22 protein-coding genes and 3 pseudogenes are annotated in these 22096 nt (G+C 60.1%); 5 read left to right on the top strand and 20 right to left on the bottom strand.

Features of this window, described 5'->3' with window-relative positions; genetic code table 11:
* Window positions 1-2 precede the first annotated feature (2 nt).
* From hslO to AC0L39_RS15835, 4 genes and pseudogenes are all read left to right on the top strand, one after another.
* Window positions 3-891 (top strand): annotated as a pseudogene (gene hslO, locus AC0L39_RS15850) (Hsp33 family molecular chaperone HslO).
* A gap of 66 nt (window positions 892-957) precedes the next feature.
* A complete protein-coding gene (locus AC0L39_RS15845) occupies window positions 958-1389 on the top strand; it encodes a hypothetical protein (RefSeq protein WP_473259300.1) in 432 nt (143 codons plus the stop codon).
* A gap of 59 nt (window positions 1390-1448) precedes the next feature.
* Entirely contained in the window at window positions 1449-2147 is a 699-nt protein-coding gene (queC, locus tag AC0L39_RS15840) for a 7-cyano-7-deazaguanine synthase QueC (protein WP_473259298.1), read from the top strand.
* A gap of 54 nt (window positions 2148-2201) precedes the next feature.
* Entirely contained in the window at window positions 2202-3842 is a 1641-nt protein-coding gene (locus tag AC0L39_RS15835; protein WP_473259297.1) for an MFS transporter, read from the top strand.
* An 8-nt stretch (window positions 3843-3850) separates the two neighbouring features.
* Here AC0L39_RS15835 and AC0L39_RS15830 read toward each other — a convergent pair whose 3' ends face one another.
* The 19 genes and pseudogenes from AC0L39_RS15830 to AC0L39_RS15740 form a co-directional block, all read right to left on the bottom strand.
* Entirely contained in the window at window positions 3851-4420 is a 570-nt protein-coding gene (locus tag AC0L39_RS15830; RefSeq protein WP_473259295.1) for a superoxide dismutase family protein, read from the bottom strand.
* Window positions 4421-4503: 83 nt separating this feature from the next.
* Entirely contained in the window at window positions 4504-5616 is a 1113-nt protein-coding gene (locus AC0L39_RS15825; protein ID WP_473259293.1) for an OmpA family protein, read from the bottom strand.
* A gap of 184 nt (window positions 5617-5800) precedes the next feature.
* Window positions 5801-6262, bottom strand: coding sequence for a DUF2793 domain-containing protein (locus AC0L39_RS15820; protein ID WP_473259291.1), 462 nt, complete (start codon window positions 6260-6262; stop codon window positions 5801-5803).
* A gap of 18 nt (window positions 6263-6280) precedes the next feature.
* Window positions 6281-7576, bottom strand: a complete 1296-nt coding sequence (locus AC0L39_RS15815; RefSeq protein ID WP_473262424.1) for a GTA baseplate fiber-binding domain-containing protein — start codon at window positions 7574-7576, stop codon at window positions 6281-6283.
* Window positions 7551-8345, bottom strand: a complete 795-nt coding sequence (locus AC0L39_RS15810) for a hypothetical protein (RefSeq protein WP_473259290.1) — start codon at window positions 8343-8345, stop codon at window positions 7551-7553. Before AC0L39_RS15810 ends, AC0L39_RS15815 begins: the two co-directional genes overlap by 26 nt.
* 563 nt (window positions 8346-8908) lie before the next feature.
* The gene (locus AC0L39_RS15805; protein ID WP_473259288.1) at window positions 8909-9724 is read right to left on the bottom strand and encodes a DUF2163 domain-containing protein; all 816 of its coding nucleotides are present in this window, start codon (window positions 9722-9724) and stop codon (window positions 8909-8911) included.
* Window positions 9724-12049: pseudogene (locus tag AC0L39_RS15800) on the bottom strand (DUF2460 domain-containing protein). Before AC0L39_RS15800 ends, AC0L39_RS15805 begins: the two are co-directional and overlap by 1 nt.
* Before the next feature lie 17 nt (window positions 12050-12066).
* A complete protein-coding gene (locus AC0L39_RS15795; RefSeq protein WP_473259286.1) occupies window positions 12067-12639 on the bottom strand; it encodes a tail tape measure protein in 573 nt (190 codons plus the stop codon).
* Window positions 12632-12835 carry a phage tail assembly chaperone gene (locus tag AC0L39_RS15790; protein ID WP_473259284.1) on the bottom strand — a complete coding sequence of 68 codons (204 nt, stop codon included), beginning with the start codon at window positions 12833-12835 and terminating at the stop codon, window positions 12632-12634. The genes AC0L39_RS15795 and AC0L39_RS15790 overlap by 8 nt, the downstream gene beginning before the upstream one ends.
* The gene (locus AC0L39_RS15785; protein ID WP_473259282.1) at window positions 12832-13146 is read right to left on the bottom strand and encodes a gene transfer agent family protein; all 315 of its coding nucleotides are present in this window, start codon (window positions 13144-13146) and stop codon (window positions 12832-12834) included. Before AC0L39_RS15785 ends, AC0L39_RS15790 begins: the two co-directional genes overlap by 4 nt.
* Window positions 13143-13550 carry a phage major tail protein, TP901-1 family gene (locus AC0L39_RS15780; protein ID WP_473259280.1) on the bottom strand — a complete coding sequence of 136 codons (408 nt, stop codon included), beginning with the start codon at window positions 13548-13550 and terminating at the stop codon, window positions 13143-13145. The genes AC0L39_RS15785 and AC0L39_RS15780 overlap by 4 nt, the downstream gene beginning before the upstream one ends.
* A gap of 12 nt (window positions 13551-13562) precedes the next feature.
* Window positions 13563-13949 (bottom strand): DUF3168 domain-containing protein, encoded by a 387-nt coding sequence (locus AC0L39_RS15775; protein WP_473259279.1) that lies wholly within the window; start codon window positions 13947-13949, stop codon window positions 13563-13565.
* 164 nt (window positions 13950-14113) lie between these two features.
* Window positions 14114-14665 (bottom strand): head-tail connector protein, encoded by a 552-nt coding sequence (locus tag AC0L39_RS15770; RefSeq protein WP_473259278.1) that lies wholly within the window; start codon window positions 14663-14665, stop codon window positions 14114-14116.
* A 143-nt stretch (window positions 14666-14808) separates the two neighbouring features.
* On the bottom strand, window positions 14809-15969 hold the full coding sequence (locus AC0L39_RS15765; RefSeq protein ID WP_473259276.1) for a phage major capsid protein: 1161 nt from the start codon (window positions 15967-15969) through the stop codon (window positions 14809-14811).
* A 76-nt stretch (window positions 15970-16045) separates the two neighbouring features.
* Window positions 16046-16453: an HK97 family phage prohead protease gene (locus tag AC0L39_RS15760; protein ID WP_473259275.1), complete on the bottom strand. Its 408-nt coding sequence runs from the start codon at window positions 16451-16453 to the stop codon at window positions 16046-16048.
* A complete protein-coding gene (locus AC0L39_RS15755; protein ID WP_473259273.1) occupies window positions 16450-16755 on the bottom strand; it encodes a DUF6127 family protein in 306 nt (101 codons plus the stop codon). Before AC0L39_RS15755 ends, AC0L39_RS15760 begins: the two co-directional genes overlap by 4 nt.
* Complete coding sequence (locus AC0L39_RS15750; RefSeq protein ID WP_473259272.1) at window positions 16752-17909, bottom strand: phage portal protein; 1158 nt, start codon at window positions 17907-17909, stop codon at window positions 16752-16754. Before AC0L39_RS15750 ends, AC0L39_RS15755 begins: the two co-directional genes overlap by 4 nt.
* A gap of 33 nt (window positions 17910-17942) precedes the next feature.
* Window positions 17943-19267 (bottom strand): annotated as a pseudogene (locus AC0L39_RS15745) (DNA-packaging protein).
* Window positions 19264-19710, bottom strand: a complete 447-nt coding sequence (locus AC0L39_RS15740; RefSeq protein ID WP_473259270.1) for a hypothetical protein — start codon at window positions 19708-19710, stop codon at window positions 19264-19266. The pseudogene AC0L39_RS15745 and the gene AC0L39_RS15740 overlap by 4 nt, the downstream one beginning before the upstream one ends.
* A gap of 249 nt (window positions 19711-19959) precedes the next feature.
* Here AC0L39_RS15740 and AC0L39_RS15735 point away from each other — a divergent pair, with 249 nt between their 5' ends.
* Window positions 19960-20589 carry a YqaA family protein gene (locus AC0L39_RS15735; protein ID WP_473259269.1) on the top strand — a complete coding sequence of 210 codons (630 nt, stop codon included), beginning with the start codon at window positions 19960-19962 and terminating at the stop codon, window positions 20587-20589.
* 9 nt (window positions 20590-20598) lie between these two features.
* Here the strand turns inward: AC0L39_RS15735 and AC0L39_RS15730 are convergent, their stop codons facing one another.
* Entirely contained in the window at window positions 20599-21888 is a 1290-nt protein-coding gene (locus AC0L39_RS15730; protein ID WP_473259268.1) for a BTB/POZ domain-containing protein, read from the bottom strand.
* Window positions 21889-22096: the final 208 nt, after the last annotated feature.

Here is a 22096-nt window from a genome sequence, read left to right as displayed (position 1 = left end):
ATATGGAAAATCAGGCCGAAACATTTTCAGATAAGTTGCTGGGCTTTACTTTGCCCGCCCGCAACGCGCGCGCGCGCGGTGCGCCTCGACGGAGTGGTGGACGAGGTGCTGTCCGCGCACGATTACCCCGCGCCGATCACACATCTCTTGGGCGAAGCTCTTGTCCTGAGCGCGCTGATGGGCGGTCTGCTCAAGGGTGAAGAGGCGCAGCTAACAATGCAGGCGCAGACGCAATCGGGCGTGGTGTCGCTGCTGGTCTGCGACTACCGCGCCGGGGCGGTGCGCGGTTATGCCGACTTCGACTCGGAACGGCTTTCCGACCTTGGGGCGAACCCGACTCTCGCTGCCCTGTTTGGCGAAGGATACCTCGCGATCACATTCGAGACAGGTGGAGGAGAGCGCTATCAGGGGATCGTTCCGCTTGAGGGGGAGACACTCTCCGAAGCCTGCGAAACCTATTTCAGCCAATCGGAGCAGATCCCGACCATGATCCGCGTCGCCAGCCGGTCAGGCAGCGACGGGCGCGTTGCATCGGGCTTGCTGATCCAGCACCTTGCTGATGGCGAGGAAGGGCGTGAGCGCCTTCATGTCCGCATGGATCATCCGGATTGGGAGCATATCCTCGCGCTTGGCTCGACGATCAGCCATGACGAGTTGCTCGATCCTGCGTTATCGATGGAGGCGATCGCCTGGCGGTTGTTTCATGAGGAGGATGAAATCCGGATACAGCCTGGCCCCGATTTGTCGCGCGGTTGCCGCTGCAGTGCGGACTATTACGAGACTGTAATTGCGCGGTTTCCACCGGCGGAACAGGCCGCGATGCGCAATGAAGACGGCAAGGTGGTGGTCGATTGCGCCTTTTGTGCCCGTGAATTCGAGCTCGCGATCTAACGTTTCGTCGCTATTCAGAAACGACTCATCGTGGTAATGCTAGGATATGCAAGCGATTGAAGAGAAATGAGCGTTGATAGAAACATGATCTACCTTGGTAAAAAACTCATGGTTTCAGCTGGGTTGGCGATGAGTGCGGGCATACTCGTCCTGGCCATTCCTTCCGCTGCCCAATCTGAAGGCCTCGCCATGTTGGGGAAGCTCGCCAAAGGGGAGTGGACCGTAAAGCACCGCGACGGATCGCCCGACCGCAAGATCTGCGTTCGGTCCGGGCAGGAGCTCATCCAGCTCCGGCACACCGAGAGGGGATGCAGCCGCTTCGTCGTTGAAGATGCGCCTTCGAAAGTGACCGTACAATATACGTGTCCTGGCAATGGGTACGGTCGCACATACATCCGGCGGGAGACAGGATCGCTCGTCCAGATCGAGAGCCAAGGCATTGCCTCTGGAGTGCCTTTCCAGATGGTAGCCGAGGCGCGCCGCTCGGGTACCTGCTGACAGCCAGAATTTGCAGATGTGACGTTGCGAAATCGGGGATGGGCGCTAATCGTCACTGAATGAGCGAACCCGGGCCCGATAAATCCAAACCAAAGGCAATCGTGCTGCTGTCCGGCGGCCTCGATTCGATGGTGACCGCAGCCATCGCAAAGGAGAGCGGCTTCAACGTCCGCGCCTTGTCGATTGATTATGGACAGCGGCATCGGCTCGAACTTCAATCGGCTAAGACAATCGCGGCAAAACTCGAGCTCGCCAGCCAAGTCGAGATTGTACTCGACCTCAGGGCATTCGGAGGCTCGGCCCTGACCGATTCCATCGCGGTACCTAAAGAGGGTGTCGGGAGCGATATCCCGGTCACCTATGTCCCTGCGAGGAACCTCGTTTTCCTTGCATTGACGACAGCATGCGCAGAAGCGGCAGGATCGGCGGACGTATTCATCGGCGTCAACGCGCTCGACTATTCCGGCTATCCTGATTGCCGACCTGAATTCATTTCCAGCTTCGCAGAAACCGCGCGGCTCGGGACAAAGGCGGGCGTGGAGGGTAAGCCATTTACGATCCACGCGCCCCTTCAAGACATGACGAAAGCGGAAATTGCATCCGAGTGCAACAGGCTCGGCCTGGACCCCGCTTGGAGCTGGTCCTGCTATGACCCAACCGAGGACGACATTGCATGCGGACTGTGCGATTCGTGTCGCTTGCGCAAAAAGGGATTTGCCGAAGCGGGAATAACCGATAGCGCGCGATATGCAGCGTAGAAGAGCCACGGTTACGCTTTACATTTCATCACAGTGGGTTTGGGGGAACGATTCTTGAAGGAAGCCAACACCGTCGAGCCGGGTCAGGCAGATCAGCCGGTCCCAGCTTACAGCTGGTATGCGCTCAGCGTATTGGTCCTGATCTATGTCCTGAACTTCATCGACCGGCAGATACTCTCGATCCTCGCGAATGATATCAAGGCGGACCTCGGCGTAGACGACGCGTATCTAGGATTCTTGTACGGTACTGCGTTCGCCATATTTTATGCGCTTTTCGGCATTCCTCTGGGGAAGTTGGCGGACAGCTGGAAGCGCGTCCGCCTCATGACGATAGGCCTGTCCCTCTGGTCGGCGATGACTGCAGTATCCGGATTTGCGCGCGATGCTTCCACGCTGACCGTGGCCCGGATCGGTGTCGGAGTCGGCGAAGCCACTGCCAGCCCTTCTGCCTATTCGCTCATTTCTGATTGGTTTCCAGCTCGCCTGCGCGCAACGGCCCTCGCGATCTACTCATCCGGGCTATATATCGGCGGCGGCGTTTCGCTCGCGATTGGCGGCGTCATTGTAGACAACTGGAACCGTGCGTTTCCTCAAGGCGACCCGTATCTCGGTCTCGCAGGCTGGCAAGCGGCATTTATCGCAGTAGGTATTCCAGGACTATTGCTGGCGATGTGGGTCTTCACGCTCAGGGAGCCGGTAAGGGGCGCGATCGATGGCTTGCCCACGCCGGAGGATCCGCATCCGTTCCGCGGCTTTGTGAAAGAGCTCTACACCGTTATTCCGCCCTTTACATTCCTCGGTGCGGCTGCGCGCGGCGGAGTAGCTTTTGCGCTCAATATCGCAGTTTTCGTTACGGCTTTGGTCGTCGCTCTTCTTGTGACCTCGATATTGCAGTCAGGCCAAGGGCTAATCTGCGGCGCGCTTGCTTCGCTTCTAGGAATCGATCTGGGCCAAATTACCGATCAATGGCTGCTGCTGGCAATCGGCTATTACGCAGTGTTCTGCTGGGCCAGCGCTCTGCGTCAGCGCGATTACCCCACCTTTGCGCTCACTTGGGGATCGCCTGCATTCCTCTGCACGATACTCGGGTACGGGACGGTTGCTTTCATGGCGTACTCAGCATCTTACTGGGGGGCGCCATACGCAGAACGAGTATTCGACGTCTCGAAAGCCGAACTTGGTTTCTGGCTGGGAGGCGGCGGAGCCGCCGGCGGGTTCCTCGGCGTCATTCTCGGGGGTCGGATGGCCGACTATCTGTATACCAAAACGTCAGCTGGTCGCATCTGGGTGGTCTTGTTCGGACTGCTCAGTCCTATCCCTTTTGCGATTGTTCAATACACGACCGACATCTGGGCCCTGTTCTTGATGCTGAATTTAGTCGTAGGGGCGCTCGCGGCATCCGCGTTGGGGGCTGCTGCCGCTAGTAGCCAGGCATTGGTCCTTCCAAGGATGCGGGGAACAGCGACAGCAACATTCTTCCTTGCGACAACCTTGGTGGGTCTGGCGCTCGGGCCGTACATGGCAGGTTATGTGTCGGCCCAGAATGAGGGCGACTTGAGCAAAGGCGTTTTGTCGACCCTGTGGATTACGCCGATTGGCTTGGCGCTATTGGTCGCGGCACTCCGTCTTGTGCCAAAAGCGAATGCCAGTGTCTTGGAAAGGGCAACCGCAGCGGGAGAGCCCGCTGCAAGTTAAAGGCTAATTCAAGTCGTCTCCGAGGTGATCACCCCACAGGCTATACGAGGACCTGCGGCACCTGCCGGATCGCTGAGGTAGTCATCCGGCCCTTCGTGGATCATGACGGCCGTACCATCTTCGTCAAAGATTTCGCCAAGCGTATCGGATGCCGCCCCCTCGACCGGAAATTCTGCAGTCGCAGTGCCGTCTTCTGCAATCTCTATGTTGGGCAGATCGCCGAGGTGCTTACCACCTTCGCTCAGGCTGCCATGCGTGTTGCCTGCGGGATTGAGGTGGCCTTCAGCCGAGGTGAAATCAGATGCCGAGCAATCTCCTTTCGCATGTAGGTGGAATGCTTTTGTACCAGCCCCCAAATTTTCGATTTCGGCGCTGACAAAAAGTGCATCGCCTTCGCGTTTTAGCGAAACGACCCCAACTCGATTCCCTTCTCGATCTGCCAGAATGGCAGTTCCGACGGTTCCGATTGGGTCGCTGGCTTCGTTTTCGACCGAAGGGTCCTCGCTTTGCGAGCAACTGACTGCTGCAGCAACACTTAAGATGGCCAAAGGTACCTTGCGATCAATGCGCATCGTCATTCCTCATTGTTTAATTGCCATTCAACGAAAAAGGGGCCGGATTGCTCCGGCCCCTCAATCTAGTCAGAGCGTGAAGCTCAACCTTACATGCCGGAGCCCGGACCGTAGGTGACTTCAACGCGGCGGTTCTGCAGCTCTCGAACGCCGTCGGCGGTCGGAACACGCGGCTGAGATTCGCCGAATGCTTCGCTGCTGATGCGTGCGTCAGGAATGCCGCGACCGGTGAGATAATCACGCACCGATGAGTTGCGACGTTCCGCCAGACCCATGTTGTAGGTCACGCTGCCCGAACGGTCGGTGTGACCGGCAAGCATGACGTTGGCCGTGCCGCAATTGGCGTAAGCCGTCACAGCATTGTTGAGGATTGTCGCTGCTTCTGCCGTGATCGCCGACTCATCGAAATCGAAGAAGACGATGTAAGGACCCGTGTTGCACGGCGGCGGCGGCGGAGGCGGCGGCGGCGGTGGCGGGGGTGGAGGCGGCGGCGGCGGTGGCGGCGGCGGCGGAGGAGGTGGCGGCGGCGGAGCTTCGCCACCGAAGTTGTAGATGATCGAACCAAGAATGGAGTGGCTGCTGATATCGGTTTCGAGATCATTGCCGAACGTATCGATCAGCTCGACGTTCTCCGCGTTGAAATAACGATATTTCAAGCCAACGTCCCAGTTGTTGCTGAGCGGAGCACGAACACCTGCAAGCAGCTGCCATGCAAGCCCGGTGTCCGAATCGTCGAATACCGGTGGGAGGTTCGAGAAGTACTGAGCGTCAATATCTACGCGAGCGACACCGATACCACCGCCGGCGAAGCCTTGGATGCCATCATCGTCACCAAAATCGAAAAGGCCGTTCAGCATGAAGCTCAAAGCGTTGAATTCGCCCGCAGCTTCCTGAGTCGTCCCGGCTGCCACCTGATTAGGCACGGCTGCACCGTAGAAAAGCTCGTCGGTATCGGCTGCGCGATAGCTGGCTTCAGCTTCAAGACGGAAAGCCCCGAAGTCGTAACCAACCAAGCCACCGAAGTCGTAGCCTTCATCAAAATCGGCAGAAGCATCAACCGCTCCGCCGTTTACGTCGAAATCGATGTCTTCAACAAGCATCGCGCCACCATCACCCTGGATGTACCACTGGCCCTCGCGAGCCGTGGCAGGTGCAGTGAGCGCCGTCGAAGCCATCGCCATACCAATGACGAGTTTACGCATTCTAATTATCCCCTTTTTATCGGATTGAGGCACAGAGCGTGTCTAACTTCTCGACCAAAAGGTGGCAAGCGAGTATTCGTTCTAAACTGTTGCAAGAATGCCTCTATCTTGCGTTAGGCGCAAAAAAACGACCAACTCCAATCAATTCAATAGACTAGAAGCGCGATCAAGATGACGCGGATGATCAGGTCGAGCCGCCGAAAACGCCTGATTTTTGAAGCGCGTCGATCAATTGTCCGATGGAGGCGCGGGCCTCCTGATCCACGGTGCTTCCACCAGTTGGCCGGCTCGGGTTTGCGGCTTGGTCCCAGCCACCGGCATAATAGCTGAATTGCCCTTCCGAACGGTCGAAGATCATCATGCCATCTGCTGGGTCCAGGAAGTGCCATGCGCCTGCAATCCAGATGGCAATCTGATCATCATGACCTTCCCATGTGCCAGTTGCGTTTTGGACAACTCGAAAGCAATCACCTTCGGCGGGGCTGGGAGGCGGTGTATCAATCGCACTTTCGACCGCGAACTGCGCGATGCAGTCTATCATCGCAAGTGCCTGATTTAAGAAAAATTCCTTCTGCGCCTGGCCTGAAATTAACAGCGGCAGATTGAAGCGTGCCGTAGTCGAGGGAAACGAGATTGGGGTTGTCATGGTAATTCTCCGAGATCGTTAATTGAGCGAGGCCAGCATGAGCGGCGGCGATAGCGAGAACGTCCCCACCTGTTTGACCCACAATGCCGCCGAACCGAATGTATCAACGAGGGTGGCCTGCTCGGCAGCGCTCAGAATGAAATGTGCTTCACCAAGCGACCATGTCGCTGAGGGCTGGTCCGAGGAGCCGTAGCCAAGCGTGTATTGCTCTGCGGCTTCTACGATCGGCACTTCGCCCAGAGCGTCCCACCGCCAGTGCCCTCTTGCCCGGCGAGTCCAGCAGATTTCGAGCGCGTTGTCGGCAAGTCGCGCGATGCGTGGGTGCACCGGCATCGGCGGCCTGCGAGAGAGGCCTGCATTCTGCAAAGATGCAAATACTGGCTCCTCGTCGCCGCGCCCGATGGCAGCAACTCGGGTCGAAGGGTCAGATGGGGCTTGTAATTCATTAAGCCGCGTGAGCCGGTCATCGATTTGTGTGAGACTAGTCCCAGTAGGATGACCAACTAGCGCGGCATCTTCTGTTCCCCAGCGTGCACGGAGCAATCCTTGCAGGCGCCAACCGGTTTGGGAGATTTGTTCCGCCGTCACGAACTGGAGGATTTCGCCGCCGACACACAACCGGTTTGCACCGTTCGCGATAGCGATCAGGTCTGCGTTTTGAAAAGCCAGATCATCGCCAAGAAGGGTAACTTCCAATGCGGCGTTAGCCTCCAGATAGCTGCCACTAGACGGCGGAAGTGGGCCAGACAATTCACCGAGTATTGCTCTGCTTGCACCTGCAGTGCCGATCGGCACAAGCGAAGTGCCTTGCTCCACATAGAGCGCAGCACCCTTCCAAGTTGCATTCGAGGCGCTGGCGACTGCGAACAGGATCGAGGTGTCGTTATCCGCAGGACTGTCGGCGGGCACCTCGATCGCGGCAAGGTCTGTGGCCGGGCTCGCTATGTCCAGCGGCGCCATTGTCGTCCCGGAATCGCTTCCAGCTATGGCTGCCATTTGCGGCGCAACACGCTCGAGCTCCAGCTCGATGCCGCGCTCATACCACTCCCAACTTCTCACGAGCCAATGGCCGGGAGCATCGGGGAGCCTTGCGATGATGCCAGGTCTTATCTCGGGATCGAGTTGTCCCACTCGCCAAGTGATGCGTTCATGCCGCCACCGCGACCGGTGAGCGTTTGCATTCGCCAATTGCTTGGCCCCTTCCGCAGTCAGGGTGGCGGGCAGATCAATCGTCGTCTCGCGCCCGACCGTTCGCGGCCCATTGGCGCGCTGGATGCCAGGCTGATAGTCACGACCCTCGTCGTAATATCGCAGCGCGACTGGCTCCCGGTACGATTTGCTCGCCGCGTTGCTTGTGGCGCTCCGCAGCGTCGGAGCTGTCGCGACTGGACAATTGCTCTGGCAGTATCGGAACCGCATCAAATGAGCTGGGTGTGCTCGACAAGGTCAGTCCGTCGCCGGTCACAACACAGGTGAGGGGGTAGACGCGGTCTATCGCCGATAAAGTCGATGACAGAGAGCCGCCTTCATCAGAAAAGCCTCGAGCCTCGGGCAGAATGATTCCTTGGCCGCTGCTCACGCTTTGAGGAACGAACTCATCCAAAGAAACCGAAGCATCCGTTTGCCCGAAGATTTCGAAAGTCAGGGCAGGTATGCGGTTACCAAAGTCGGCCAATTGCAGGTCCTCGAACACCGCGTAGGCGGTATCCCTGAACGCCGGTGCCGAAGCGCCCTTGTCTGCCGATATCAACGGATCGACAGGGTCGTCACCGTGCCCCAGATAGACCCGTATTGTCCCGCCAACCTTCAGATCGTCATTCGCTCCTCGCAACAATTCGCCGTTCGCCCAAATGCGTCCGACACGCGAGATGGGAAGACTGGAAAGCGCCACCGCAAATGAGGCCGAATAGCTATAGGAAGTGGTCGATGGCTTTCCTTTGCCGCCACCGTCTTTTTGGGTTGTCTCCATAAGATCGGTTGCCCAGATCACACTCCCGGCGACACGCATCCGGTACGAAAATCCGCGGGATTGGCTGACCGTAGCTCGACGTAGTGACGGACAATTCCTTGAGGCGAGGTCCATTTGTCGAGCCGTTACCGAAGACCGCGCCGTCGACCTGACGCCCGAGCAGCCCGCCGATTGCGCCGCCGATAGGTCCGCCGACCGCTGTGCCGACGGCTGTTAAAAGCAGTGTTGCCATGAGGCGTTCCTTAATTCGAGAATCTGTCAGAGAAGTTTGCGAAGCCGCCAGATTGACCGCGGGTGGCAATCTGTATCACGCGGTTGCCTCACGACCCGGCGAAGGCCAGCGTGAGCGTGAATGATGCTCAGTGAACTGCTCGCTATGGCGACGTGCTGTTGACCAGGGCCAGGCATTGTAAGGAGCACGTCACCGGTTTCGATAGGGCCCTTTACAGGCTCAAAACCGGAAAGCTCGGCATGGGCCAGCCAGCAGTCGATCGAGGAATTCCGCAGTGCGTATCCCACTGGAAGATCAGACTGGCGGCCCATGACGGCCAAGCTTGCGCCGACAAGTCCTACGCAATCGAGGCCGGTGCGCGGGTCGCGGCCATGTAGTCGAAACCGGCATCCGATAAATTGACCAGCCGCCTGCGCCAGCTGAATGCCGATGTCGCTATCGCGGCTCATCCAGAGGCCGGTCCGTAGCGTGCCAGAACATCGTTGCCGGGCAAAAATGGCTCGCCGCGAAAGTTCAGGGCATTGTCAAAGCGCGAACTGCACGTTTCAAGCGTATGGTCGCAGCCCTCGCGCAATTCGATCTTTGTTCCGATATCCGCGCCTGCGACCAGCGATCGATCCAGAGTAAACCAGTCCCCCTCTGAGCTCACGATCAAGAACACGATCCCGGTCTGCGGACCAGCTAGAAATCGAAGTTTGCCGTCCACGAAATCGAGGCCGGAAGCCTGCGCAAGTCGCACGCGGTTAAGGTCGAGGTCAATTTCCGCGAGCGTATCTGCGCTCGAAAAAAGTCGCTCTGACAATCCGCAGCCCGGGCCGCAGAATTCGGCACGACATGTCGGGCTTGTTTGAGGGACCAGGTCTTCCTCCAGCGCGCGTTTTGCAGAGCGAAGTTCTGCCGAAAAACCAAGGCGATCGTCTTTGATCCTGCCGAGCTGGCCCGAATATACGACATGATGCTCCAGTGTTTCCCATGCCACGGCGCCCACTTCGATCAGCGCTGAATCGAACAGCCCGGCTGCCAGATCGGTCTCGCTGATGGATGAGTGTGAAAGCGCGCCTTCGACTTCAGCGCTGTCATCGCTGAGATCGGATGTGAGCCTTATGGCCGCCGGGACCATGCCGGGCGCGGCCCTGTGCGCCTTGCCGTCAAAGGTCAGGTCGCGGTCATGGCTGGTGAAGGCAAAGAGGGTCCCGTCGCGGCGGTAGACCCGCCAGAACGTCGCGACCGTGTCCAATTCGCGATCGAAGAAGGTGCGCATCAGGCAAGCTCTCGCAGTTCGATGAGGGGGATGCTCGGCGCTTCGCCTGCGGAAAAATTGACGCCCGAAACGTCGATCCGGTCTTCGGCAAACCGGACTGGGACATCGAACAGGTAGCCCGCGCGGACCTCCGCCCCAAAGGGTGGAGCGTCTCCCAGCTGGAGCGCGCCGCCGAGATTCAGCGTCCAGTTAGTCACGAGCTGCCCGCCGACGCTAACCAAGACCGTGTCTTCGCGGGGGCGGGTGATCGAGCGCACCTGAGGATCACCGACCGATCCGTACGATTTGATCAGCTGAAAGTCACTTGTGGCACCGTCCCCGACACCAATGAGTTCGTCCAGCATTGTCGGGGTGCCGGTCATGCCATTCGAGCTGTGATCGAAAGGGTCGCTGATGCGGAAGCCTCTTCCAGCGCCGCGCCGTGCCCGAAAGAATGCAATAAGCTGAGCGAGTTCGCTCTCGGACCGTATTCCGGGCCCGACATCGAAATGGATGCGGGCATCGGACCAGAGCGAATTGCGCTGTTCATGTCCCGAGGCCGTGACCGTCACGGAAGTCGAAAATTCCGGTGCGACCGCAGTGTTGCGGTACGAGTGCAAATGGATAAAGGACATCGTCGAACGGTTCCATGGCATCCTCATTGTTGGAAAGCAGGCGGGTGTAGCCGTCGCGATTGATCTGCGGCAGCGCCCAGACATAACGGCGGGCCACTCCGCGCTCGGCTGCTTCATCTAGGCCGCGATCAATGCGGGCCCAGAACAGTTCTGCATCGTCAGGATCGAGTACAAATCCGGACAGGTAATCCTGGTCTTCGAGCGGATAACCGAGCCGGTCATCCACATAGTTATAGGCCGCTCTTCGCAGCGCATCTTTTCCGCTGGTCAGCCAGTCATAATCCTCAAGCTGAAGCCGATCGAAAGCAGGCGCGGCCCATCCCAGCGGCATATTGGCACGGTATTGTTCGGGGGTTTCGGGGTCGAGAATGGTTGGCGTGAAAGCGAGCAGCAGGACTTCGGTTGAGCCTGTCGCCGCAGTGCGTATTGCCGAGGTCAGATCGGCGGTCGACTGCGCCAACAACGCGCCTGCGCTATCCAGCAGAGCTGTCTGGTCAGCGGAGAGCGGGGCGCGCAAATCCGGTATGTCCACCGGAGCTCCTCCGAAGGCGATCTTCGCTGCATCGTCATACAGGCAAATCTCTCCTGCCGGCGTCACCCACCACCACGGCTCTCCGATCTGCATACGCACTGGTTGCTGGGACTGCTCCAGCAAGCCGGCAAAGTTTGACGCGCTTGCCTGCAGCCATGACATCGCGCCGGAATTGGCAGGTGAAAGCAGCGTCGATGGCGGGACCCATCCCGTCAAAGCCTCCGCACCCGCGAATGTCCGCTGCTTCCATTCATCATGGCAATACTCATCGAACAGTTCGTATGAGATCGACGCCACGACTTCGAGACCGGCGTCCCTAGCGTCCTGAAACAGCATTTGGTGCCAAAAGCGCGCTGGAAAGCTCAGCTCGCCGCCTTCCTTCGCAAGAAGCTCGCCAGAGCTCTGCCGCTCCAGCTTCATGAAGTGGCTCATGCCGACATAATGAACAAAGTCATCGCGGTACCCGAGTGCGACGATGCTTCGGATCAACCGCTCCGGCGTTTGGTTGTAGGCATCGTCATAAGCGGTCGCCATTCGCTCGCCATGCGGTGGAAGACGGACATCCCCCAGTTGGAGCATGGCCTTGCCGCCATCGGTGTTGAGGTTTGAGAGCCGGATCGCTCCTGACACGGGCTGCGATAGCGGCTCGGTACTCTCGGCCTCGAATTCAGGGGCGACGATCGAGATGAACATGCGGTCGATATCGCCCGGATAAACTGGCTCTCCGGGCAGAGAATAACCGCTCTCCAACGCAGAAAAGGGAAGCGTGATCGATGCGTCATCCGGCGTCCCGGTCGCGTAGTTCCAGAGCCTGACGTACCACGTACGCGGCGTTCCGTTTGCATCGCGCCCCTCGATTGTCAGCGTCGGACCGTTCGGCTCATCGAGCGGAATGATTCCGAGCGACCGCCAATCAAAGGTCAGTGTCGTGTTGGAATAATCGCGGTTGGTCTCGTACGCGAGCAGCGGGTGATCGAGCGTATCGACGCTGTCCCAGATCAACCCGATGATTTCGCCCTTGTGGTGCAGCTCGACGTCTACGCGCAGGACAGTCTCCGATCGTGCGGTCGCGGCAGCCATTGCCGGACGCGGAAAATCGACGGTCCAAAACCGAGCATCGAAGCGCTGCATATGTGTGAATTCCTGCCCGCGTCGTTCGCGGGCGAGCCAGAAGGCCATGCCTCGTCCTCCTTGTTCTAGCTGTCCTGAATGGCTCGCCGAACGGCGCTCGCGATTTGCCGCGATGATCGCTGCATCGCTACCGGCGCGCTTGTGCCGCGCGGAGAGGAGAGCTGGATGGCTACCCTCACATCGCGGCTTGCGCCTGAAAGCGCTGCATTCGATTCGACCTTGCCCGCGCTGGTCGGAACGAACAGTTCGGGCCCGTCTTCGCCGACCAAATATCCTCTGCCCGGTGAAACCGGGCCGCCTGTCGCCCGGCCTGGAAGGCCAAGCAGTGACCCGAATGTCTGGCTGATCAGGCCGCCGAAGCCGCCTCCTCCTTCGCCGAAAAGCGAGGCCAGGCCTGAGTTCAGGGCGTGGGAGGCAATCTGGTCGAGAGCGCCGAATGCGACACGCTTCAAATCGTCAAAGCCGAGGCTCCCTTTCCTGATGGCGGATAGCAATCCGCGTTCCAGGACATTGCCAGCCTTGCCGAACCCGTCGAGCAATGAAGTGTCAAGCGAGCTGCGCATCGCATCAAGATCGGCGGTGAAGCCTTCGGTCGCCGCACGAATTTCGACAGTGAGTTCTTCGAAAGTTTCATTCATTTGCATCACGCTCCATCAAGTGTTCGATCAGTTCGCGGCTCGGGGCGGGCGTCGATCCAGCAGCGATAGGGTTGGAGAGCGCCATTGCGAGTTCGCAAGGCGTCGCGCTCCAGAACTCGTCTGGCCGCCAGTTCAGCACTTGTGATGCAAGGCCGCACCAGCCGCGCGCGCAATCGCCAAAAGTGGATTTGGTCACCGCTGGCCTTGCAGTACCTGGGCCAGGATTGCCCGGACCGGTTTGGTCGCCTCCACCAGACCCATCGACAGGACCGCCTTTCCGACATCGTCGCGCGAAGGGCGGGTCTCTGGCTCCAGACAGTGCCAGAGCAGCGCAGTCATTTCCGAGACTGTAAGTGCGCCTTCCGAAGCTCGCTCAACCAGCGCAAACAGTGAGCCCAGCTCCTCTTCAGCGGCGACCAGGCTCTCGAATGTGGGTCTCAGTATGAAAGAAGTGCCGCCGATAGTCAGCCTGATTTCACCGCGAAGCGCGTTGGCTTGGCGGCTCACGCAGGGACGACCGGGCCAGAGCTTTCAAGCTGCAACGTGTAGTTGCGCTCGCCATTGAAATCGCCGGAGTAATCGAGCCGCTGGACGAGGAAGCGGCCTTGCAGTTTCTCGCCATCTTCGAACGACAACTCGTATTCGTCGATCGTCCCAGACAGGGCATGGGCGCGCACCGTGCTTTCGGCGGTGCTGCCGAGAAAGATGCCCGCAGCGCTGACGGATACGGACCGCGTGCCCGCGCCGGACAGCAGGTCACGCCATCCGCCGGATTCCTTGTGGGTGATCGCAACCGGATCACCATTGATGGACAATTGTGTGGTCCGAAGCCCCGCAACCGTTTCATAAGTTGGTGGCGAAGCTCCATCGCCGATTTTCAGCAGGAAGGCAGAGCCGTTCTGGGCTGGCATAATGTTTCTCCATTAAGGTTCGAGGATACGAAAGCGGAATTCGGCGAGCGCGCCGCGCAGATTGTTCGCGCGCGCTTCGCTGCGTCCGCGCAGAAAGCGGATCGAAGCGAGTTCGAAACCGGGTTGGAACGGGGGCAGGTCGAGCGCGCGGCGCTCGATCGCTGAAAGCAGCGCGGCGTTGGCATCCGGTTCGTCCGCACGGCTCTCCAGCTCGAGCGCGACACGGACTTCTCGGCCTCGCCTGTCTTTCGTTCCCCAATCGGTCGAGGCGCTGGCAGCAATGCCGAGCCAGGGAGCGCTGGCCGTTAGTGGCGATTCTTCCTCGATGGCGTTGATGCCTGCGAGCGCTGGATCGCTGCGAAGCCAATCGATCAGACTGGCGCGAAGGTCATTTTCCATATGCGGTCAGTCCTTTCCATAGGTGGGCCAGAGGCTGGCGGCGGAGCGCCAGAGATGACGGCCATCCAGCGTGCCTTTCCGAGCCGAGACATGACGGGTGGCAGCTCGCTCGGCTTTTGCCCTGAGGCGAGCAATCAGGCCGCGGAGGTCAGATCTGGCCTCAATCATGCGAGGCGCAGCGAGCGCCACGGACGCCAGAGTGCCGCCACGCTTGATGGAGGCGGCGCGGCGCGGCTTCCTCCGGCTTCGCGGTCGCGGTAATGATAGGCTGCCATGCGAATGACGCCTTGCTTGAGAGCAGATGGCAAGGTGTTCCAGTCGCTCGCGATGCCGGCAATCACCCTTGCGGCAATGGCTTGCCCTTCGAGCGATTGCCCGATCACGAGACTGGCGATCCGGGCTGCTTCGAGTGAAAAGCCGTACTTGTCGTTACCCATGGGCGACAGCGTTCCATCGTCTGCGACGAGATCGACCGACACCAGTGATTGCACAGGACGGGAAGTGAACCTCTTGAGGCCCGCCTGAGGTGAAAACCTCTCCTCGACAGTCTGCGCCAATGGAGCCTGCCCGATGAACGCTTCACACAGTGAGAGGCTCGCTTGGAGCAGGTCTGTCAGCAATTCGTCTTCATCGGGCCGGGAGATACCCAGCCAGCTTTTGAGGTCAGCCAGCGCCGCACCCGAAACGTCGGCGGTCTGAACAATAATCCGCTGCATCGCGGGATCTCCCAGAAGAATTCAGCAAGAAATGCACCCGCGCCGCGAAACCGGGCGAGAGGGTCGCCTCGGGCGGCGCGGGTGCAGGAAACCGGCAAGGGAGAAGGGGGAACTCGACCTTGCCGGGAACGCAGGCGAAGCGGTTAGGCTTCGATTTTCAGCAGCTTGATCGCGTTGGAATCGAGCACTTTGCCGCCCACGCGCTTGGTTGCGTAGAAGTGGACGAACGGCTTGTTGGTGAACGGATCACGCAGCACCTTGGTCGCGCTGTGTTCTGCGATCAGATAGCCATGACGGAAGTTCCCAAATGCGATCGGGAATTCGCCGCCCGACACATCCGGCATGTCCTCGGCTTCGACCACCGGATAGCCGAGCAGGCGATCCGGTTGGCCTTCAACAAGGCCCGGCTGCCACAGGAACGCGCCATCGGCGGTCTTGAGCTTGCGCACCGTCGCCAGCGTGGCCGAGTTCATGACAAAGCTCGCGCCCTGCCGGTGGCCGGCTTTCAGCGAATGGATCAGGTCGATCAGCTTTGCTTCGGGAGCAGCATCGAAACCTGCTGCATCGCCCGATCCGATATACTGCACCTGGCCGAACGCCCGTACGCCGTCTTCGGCGATGCCGGTCGGCGCGGTCAGGAAGCCTTCGGGCTGGTCGACACCGGTGCCGCCAACAAATGCAGCGCCTTCAGCGCGGGCAAACTCTATCGCGATCTCGTTTGCCAGCCAGGTTTCGATGTTGAAGCCGACATCGTCGAGCATGGACTGGCTCGCGGTCGGATTGGCGTAGAGATCGCCGCTGGGCGGGGCGATTTCGGCGAAGTTCGGCGTTTGGGTTTCAGGGCGCGCAGCAGTTTCGCTGACCCACCCCGAAGCGGTCCCGCCGGTTGATACGAGCTTGCGGTAGCCCGACGTGCCGGTCTGCACGACCTGGGCGAGCGAGCGGATCGGGCTGATTTCGGCCAGTTCGCGGGCGATGACCGCGTCGATCTCGCGCGGTACGGCATAGCCGCCATCGCCGGGAGCGGTGCCGTTCAGCGACTTCACTTCGGTTTCGCGGTCGCGGCGCAGATAGCCATCGACGAAGCCTTTCACTTCCTCGGTTGCACCAGCATTGCCGCCCCCAAGAGCGGGGCGCGAAGCTGCGCGCGAAACCTTGTCGAGCCGGGCTTTGACCTCATCGACGTCGGAGCGCAGGCCGGCAATGTCGGCTTCGGCCTGATCCTGGCGGGCGACGAGGTCGAAGCTCTCTTCGAGCCCATCGGCTGGAGCGCTCGGAACGGTGGGTGTTGCAGTGATATCCATAGGGCAGTTGGGCCTTTCGGTTGGGCATGAAAAAGGCCGCCAAAAGGCGACCGGTGGGTGCTCGGGTGAGCGGTAATCAGGCGATGAGATGAACGCGTGCGCCGTATTGAAGCGGATGGGTGACCAGGCTGACTTCGAACAGGTCGATGGTCAGCAATTCGCGGCCCGCGCCGGTCATCCGCGACCGGTTGGCGCGGTATCCGAAGCTCAGGCCGCTGACCTGCCGGTCTTCGAGCATTTGTGCGGCGCGACTATGGGGGCGGTCGAGCCGCGCAATCACGCGCAACCCGCGCGCATCTTCCTCGACATGCTCTATCTCTCCAATCTGCTGGTCCGCGCGGTGTTGCCACAGCAGCGGCAGCGGAGCATTCCTCTGCGCGAGCGTTGCCAAAAACGCGCCCTCGCGAATTGTGTCGTTATCGGCATCGGGAAGATCGAACAGGCCGGCATACCCGGCAAAGCGGATGGGCGTGCGCTCGCTCATAGCAGCTCCCACACGCCGAGCCGAACGGCTATCCCGACCAGCAAAAGTGCGAGCGCAGCGCGGATGGCCCATTCGATCAGAGCTTTCCAAGCCGATGACTTGGCGTCGCGCCATGCCTTGAGCAGCTCGCGCAGCTCGCCCAGGTCACCTTCGGCCATCGCATCGCCGAGGCCTAGACGGCCAAGCACACGGTCAGCGGCAAGCTCCGCTGTCTCTTCGACGATGGCGCGCAATGTTTCGACTCCTGCACCTTCGTGATTGGCGCTGACCATCAGGCTGGCGATAACGTCTGCCCGGGTCATTGCTGCGCCTCCTCGGGCGGAAAGCCGAGCAGTTTGCGCTTTTCGTCGCGCGACAGGAATTCGGCATCCGAAACCTGTTTCCAGAGCCGCTCACGGTCCTCCGACAGCGCAGTGATCTGGTCGAGATCGACCGCAAGACTGCTTTCGGGAAACCACGGATCCAGACCCTCCTGCAAAGCGGAGAACAGCTTCGTTGCAAGTGGCAGCAGCGTCAGCCGCCACAGTGCCCGGTTTGCTTCACGGTAATTCGAATAGGTGTTGTCGCCCGGCAGCCCCAGCAGCATCGGCGGAACCCCGAAAGCGAGCGCGATCTCGCGCGCGGCGGCGCTTTTCAGCGTCGCAAAGTCCATGTCGGCAGGCGTCAGGGCCATGCTTTGCCAGGTAAGGCCGCCATCGAGGAGCATCGGGCGGCCGGCATTGCCCGAGCCGGAATAGGCACCTTCAAGTTCGCATCTGAGCCGCTCGAACTGCTCTTGCGTCAGACCGGCGCCATCGGCGGCGTCGTAAACCAGGGCTCCGGATGGGCGCGCCGCGTTTTCGAGCAGCGACCGGTTCCATGCGGCGGCTGCATTGTGGATCATGACCGCCTGGTGAGCGGCCTCCAAGGCGCCCGCTCCATAATAATCCTCGAGCGGGTGCATTGCCTTGATGTGGATGATCGACGGCCAGCCGTCCTCATCCTCCACCGGGATGCGTACCGTGTCACCTTCGATCGTATATTCATAGGCGCAGGGCCAGCCATCGCGCCCCGTGACGACCTGAACCCGGTCGGGGCGCAGCGCAAACAGTTCCACCGGATGTCCGCTCGCATCCTTGATGATCTGGACGTAGCCGTTGCCGTGCAGGAGAACATGCGCTGCGACCGTCTCGATCAGCGGCTGGCCCGCACTGGTCGCCGTGACCAGCGCCATGAGCCTGTCATCGCTGCCGGACAGCGGAGCCTGCCCGACGCCCTCTGCGACAATGCGCACGGCGCGCTGGGCGACCGGGTTGCCGAGGAAGCCGGATTTCACCGCGCCCTGATAGGAATAGGCGGATGTGCCGCTGCTCTCGCCAAACGCTGAAATCCAGTCGGGGAGGTATCCGGATGCAAGCGGCACGCGGTTTGACCCTCCGCCCTTGAAGGCGGAAAGCAGTGTTTCGAACATAGCCATGGCTGTTCCTTTTGTGTGAGGCCTCGGGGCCTGTCAGATCGTCCGCACGCTTGGGAAAGCTGCGGGTGTGAGCATCAATTCGCTGAGCGCCCAGACAAGGGCATCGGCGCGGTCCGGGCTGCGGTCGGGTCCGGCATAGTCGCCGCCCAGCATCAGCCCGCACATCTGGTCTTCAAGCTGCGGGAAATGCCCGCAATGTCTGGCGCGCCCTGCGGCGTAGAGCGCCGCTATCGGTTCGGCGCGGGCGACCTTGCCGCGGCTCGCATGGACGAGCTTTACCGGCAGGCCGGTATCAGCGGCGCGCAGCGCGCTTTCGACCATCGCTCCACCCTGATTGGCTTCAGCGATAACCCGGTCGGCATTCCATTCCTTCGCTGCACTCGCGACCGCTGCGGCCCATTGGTCAGGCTGTGCCTTGGAAATCGAGCAATCGGCGAGCGCGCGGGCTCGTCCATCCATTCCAAGCGCAGCGACCACAATCCCGCAATCATCGCCGGTCGAAGAGGCAGGCGGATCGACCGCAACGACAACCCGGCGGCTTTCAGGACGAGCGCCGGTTTCCCGCACCTGCTCAAGCAGGCTGCGGGTCCACAAAGCCCCTTCGATATCTGTTACCAGTTCACCGCCAATCTCCTGCCGGGCGAGCTGGCTGCCCGCGAACTCGCTCTCCATCGCTTCGAGGAAGCGTGAGGGGAGGTTGCCGGCATTGTCATAAGTCGATCCGCGCGAGACGACCGTCGAGGTCTCGCCATCCTGCCCGAGCAACCGCTGGACCAGCGGCACGGCCCGGGAGTCGTGGTGACAGCAATCCTTGGATCGCTGCCAAGCCTCAGGCCCATCAGCAGGTTGTCGTAGCATTTTGTCGCGCGGTCATGCGCCAGCGGCCACTTGCCGATCTCATCGCACCAGGCATGACTATGTTGAGGTCCTCTAAGGGATTCAGGTTCAGCGGCAGAGAACAAGTGCGCCTGCGCGCCATTTGGAAAGGTAAGACGCCTTAAGGATGCTTCGAACCGCGGCATCCGGTCCGGCGGTGCGCATGCCATTATGCCGCTCTCTCCCTCGACCATCACCGCCCGCGCCTCGGCGAGCGAAGACGAGACAAGGGCAATCCGCGCGGACGGATTGCTTTCTGCAACGAGGCGAACCCATTCCGCCCCGGCTCTGGTCTTTCCAAAGCCGCGGCCCGCCATGATGAGCCACACCCGCCACATCCCCTCAGGCGGCAATTGCGCATCGCGGGCAAAGAACTGCCAGTGATAATCGAACTCCGCGCGTTCGTCGTCATTGAGCGAACGGGCGAGTCGGGCACGTTCTTCGGAAGGGGCCTGCGCGAGCCAATCCAGGCGCTCGTTCACGATCCGGAAGTCCCGCGGCGAGCCTCCTGTTTGATCCTCATGCGGATGTCTTCCACCTTGCGGTCGATCGATGCGCGGACCTCGGCCGCGCTGACGTTGCGCTGTTCGGCCTGCGCTCTTGCTGCATTTTCCCTGTGGGCATTGAGCAACCGAATGGCGTTGGCGAAATCGTATTTGTCGGCGGCGTCGGTTTGCTGGTCGCCCTCGCGCAGGCGGCGCAGCACTTCCATTTCCAGGTGCAAGTATCCTTCCCACAGGGCCGCCATCCACTCACGCGCGAATTCAGGGTTATCCCGGCGCAGTTTGTAAGCGGTGGCGACACCAATCCTGGCCTTGCGAGCCGAACTTCTAACGTTCGAGCTCTCGGCAAGGTTTGCCAGAAAAGGCTTGCGCCAATGGGGACCGTCACTGCCTGCCGGCTTGTGACCACCGCGCGTTGTCATGATCGTGGCCTCCCGTCCAAATCAAAAGAGGCAGCGCATCACTTCTGATGGCTGCCTTGTGGCGAATCGCTATTTTTCGACTATGCCCCTTCCTAACCAAAGAGCGTCACGATGTCAATATAAAAAACCAAATAGGTTCGTGATATTGTCGCTTGCGCCCTGTGTGGCTGTCGCTTAAGCCTTCGCGCCAACTCCCCCTACAAAGGCCGCTCGACATTGGCTTGGCTGCACTCGCTTTACAATTGGACCATGGAAAAGGCGGCGCACCGGCAGGCACCGTTCTGGCTCGCCTTCTTTTCTTTCATTGAGTCCAGTTTTTTTCCGATCCCGCCGCACCCGCTGCTGGGTCTAATGTGCCTGGCCGAGCCGAAAAAAGCCTTGCGCTTCGCGGCGATCGCGACGGTCGCCTCGGTGCTCGGCGGGCTGTTCGGCTACGCTATCGGCTACTTCCTCTACGAGACGCTGGGCGAATGGATGCTGGGCGTATTGGGGCTGAGCGAAAGTTTCCCGGTCGCGGCTTGCTACATCCGCGAACAGGGCGCGGCGGCGGTTTTCCTGGCGGCTGGCACTCCGATCCCGTTCAAGCTGATGACCATCACCGCAGGTTTCATCGAGATGGACCTGGCGACATTCTTCGCTGCCGCAATCGCGGGCAGGGCGCTGATCTTCATGGTGGTCGGGGTGCTCTTCCAGATATTCGGCGCTCCGATCAAGCGAGTGATCGACCAGTATCTTGGCACGGTCACGACGATATTCGTCGTTCTCGTTGTCGCGGGATTCATTGCGATCACGCAATTCGGCGGCAGCGACGACGAGGCTTCGGAGAACCCGTGCGACAGCGTGACGAGTCTTGAGCAGCTGGACGAGCGCTCCAGCTGATCAAATACGTCAGCTAGAAAAAAGCGCGAAGACTTCTCCGTCGGCATCGATGAAGAATGCTCCGTCGGCGGAACGTGTTGCAGCAACGGGATTGTCAATTTTTCCTGCATCCGGCTCGAAATCGAGCGTACGGTCTTCAAGCTCATTGCCGAAATGCAGGTTGCTGTCTGTCAATACCGAGTCGGGTACCGAAAAGACTTTCCCGGACACATCGAAAAAAGTGTACTGGTCCTGTAGCCCAGACGGAGCACCGGGCATCGAAAATCCCGGTATTGGCCCGAGCCCCTCACCCCGGCCATTGCCCAATTCATAGGACACCTTCGGGCCGTTTATACGCGCGGGGGCATCGGCGCGTACCTCCACGGCTCCTTCATAAAAGGGCCATCCAAAATCGAGTGGCCGCCAGTCAGCGCGAAACAGGGTAAGGCCGTGCGCGGCGGTGTCGCCTTGATCAGCCATGACGAGTTCGGCGTTGAAAATGCCGATACCACCGGGTTGACGCAAACCGTCTCCGATCATTTCAAGGCGGTGGAGCCGTGTGCCTGCCGAAGGAACGCTGGCAAGAGCATATGGATTTAACGGTGTGATTGAGAACAACTTGCCATAGGCCGAGCTCGTTGTCTGGGCGAGCGAGCCGCCCGGATCTCCGACCGCCAGAAGAACGCGTTCTCCCAAGTCGATCATCGCCGCCTTGACCGGTTCCGCCCACGGATCGCCGAATGGCAGAAACTGAAAGTCTCGTCCTTCAGGGTCGAAGACCTGCATCATCAGACCCTCTCCGGGCTGATGCGTGATGAGGATCACGCCTTCGCCATACTGATTGAAGCCGGAAAAGGCATAGTAGGCGGCAATGATCTCACCCGGTCGCCGATTGTCCCTGATGAGGATATCCTCTTCAAGATTTCCAGTATCCGTGTCGAGGAAGAGCGCGCGGCCAGCTTTTTCGGCGATAAGAAGGCCGCGACCGGAATTCGACGAGCTGATCGAGACCGGATCGACAAGACCGGTGACGATGCGCCGCAGATCGATGCCCTCCTTGTCGTTATCTACCGTGACCCGCAAAGAAAGCAGGTCCGTTTCACCTCCAGCTGTCGCTCGCAGGGATACCTCGTATACATTGTCCTGATTCGCGTCTTCGGGCAGGTCGAAGTTCGGCGAATCCTGGAAAGTCAGGACACCCGAACCGTCGATAATGAAGCTCGAAGCGTCAGCACCGGAGAACACCTCCCATGTAATCGGGTCATTTTGCGGATCGGTTGCGGTCGCAGTGTAAAAGCCGCCAGTAACATTTTCAGTCACACGTGTCGTACTGGCCGATGTTATTGAGGGAGCAGTCTGGACCGGCGGCGGGGAGGCGGTCGGTGTGGGAGAAGATCCACCACCACCGCCGCATCCTGCAAGAACCAGAATTGCCGGCACACCAAACACGCTCAGCGCGATGCGCGAGCAAGACCCCTTGAACTTCATAAATACGCCCCTCGGAATGTCTTGGGTACATTACCGAGAT

The sequence above is a fragment of the Erythrobacter sp. K21-9 genome (genome assembly GCF_055808355.1).
Note: the sequence above shows the minus strand (reverse complement) of the source record. Positions and strands in the feature narration are given on the sequence as shown.

Excerpts from the sequence above, each read along its gene's own strand:
- AC0L39_RS15805 (WP_473259288.1), bottom strand. The coding sequence starts at position 9,724 with ATGCGCACCTTCTTCGATCGCGAATTGGACACGGTCGCGACGTTCTGG.
- AC0L39_RS15765 (WP_473259276.1), bottom strand. The coding sequence starts at position 15,969 with ATGGATATCACTGCAACACCCACCGTTCCGAGCGCTCCAGCCGATGGG.
- AC0L39_RS15755 (WP_473259273.1), bottom strand. The coding sequence starts at position 16,755 with ATGACCCGGGCAGACGTTATCGCCAGCCTGATGGTCAGCGCCAATCAC.
- AC0L39_RS15830 (WP_473259295.1), bottom strand. The coding sequence starts at position 4,420 with ATGACGATGCGCATTGATCGCAAGGTACCTTTGGCCATCTTAAGTGTT.
- AC0L39_RS15780 (WP_473259280.1), bottom strand. The coding sequence starts at position 13,550 with ATGCCAGCCCAGAACGGCTCTGCCTTCCTGCTGAAAATCGGCGATGGA.
- AC0L39_RS15845 (WP_473259300.1), top strand. The coding sequence starts at position 958 with ATGAGCGTTGATAGAAACATGATCTACCTTGGTAAAAAACTCATGGTT.
- AC0L39_RS15810 (WP_473259290.1), bottom strand. The coding sequence starts at position 8,345 with ATGGACCTCGCCTCAAGGAATTGTCCGTCACTACGTCGAGCTACGGTC.
- AC0L39_RS15735 (WP_473259269.1), top strand. The coding sequence starts at position 19,960 with ATGGAAAAGGCGGCGCACCGGCAGGCACCGTTCTGGCTCGCCTTCTTT.
- AC0L39_RS15760 (WP_473259275.1), bottom strand. The coding sequence starts at position 16,453 with ATGAGCGAGCGCACGCCCATCCGCTTTGCCGGGTATGCCGGCCTGTTC.
- AC0L39_RS15770 (WP_473259278.1), bottom strand. The coding sequence starts at position 14,665 with ATGCAGCGGATTATTGTTCAGACCGCCGACGTTTCGGGTGCGGCGCTG.
- AC0L39_RS15820 (WP_473259291.1), bottom strand. The coding sequence starts at position 6,262 with ATGACAACCCCAATCTCGTTTCCCTCGACTACGGCACGCTTCAATCTG.
- AC0L39_RS15795 (WP_473259286.1), bottom strand. The coding sequence starts at position 12,639 with ATGAATGAAACTTTCGAAGAACTCACTGTCGAAATTCGTGCGGCGACC.
- AC0L39_RS15825 (WP_473259293.1), bottom strand. The coding sequence starts at position 5,616 with ATGCGTAAACTCGTCATTGGTATGGCGATGGCTTCGACGGCGCTCACT.
- queC (WP_473259298.1), top strand. The coding sequence starts at position 1,449 with ATGAGCGAACCCGGGCCCGATAAATCCAAACCAAAGGCAATCGTGCTG.
- AC0L39_RS15740 (WP_473259270.1), bottom strand. The coding sequence starts at position 19,710 with ATGACAACGCGCGGTGGTCACAAGCCGGCAGGCAGTGACGGTCCCCAT.
- AC0L39_RS15775 (WP_473259279.1), bottom strand. The coding sequence starts at position 13,949 with ATGGAAAATGACCTTCGCGCCAGTCTGATCGATTGGCTTCGCAGCGAT.
- AC0L39_RS15750 (WP_473259272.1), bottom strand. The coding sequence starts at position 17,909 with ATGGCTATGTTCGAAACACTGCTTTCCGCCTTCAAGGGCGGAGGGTCA.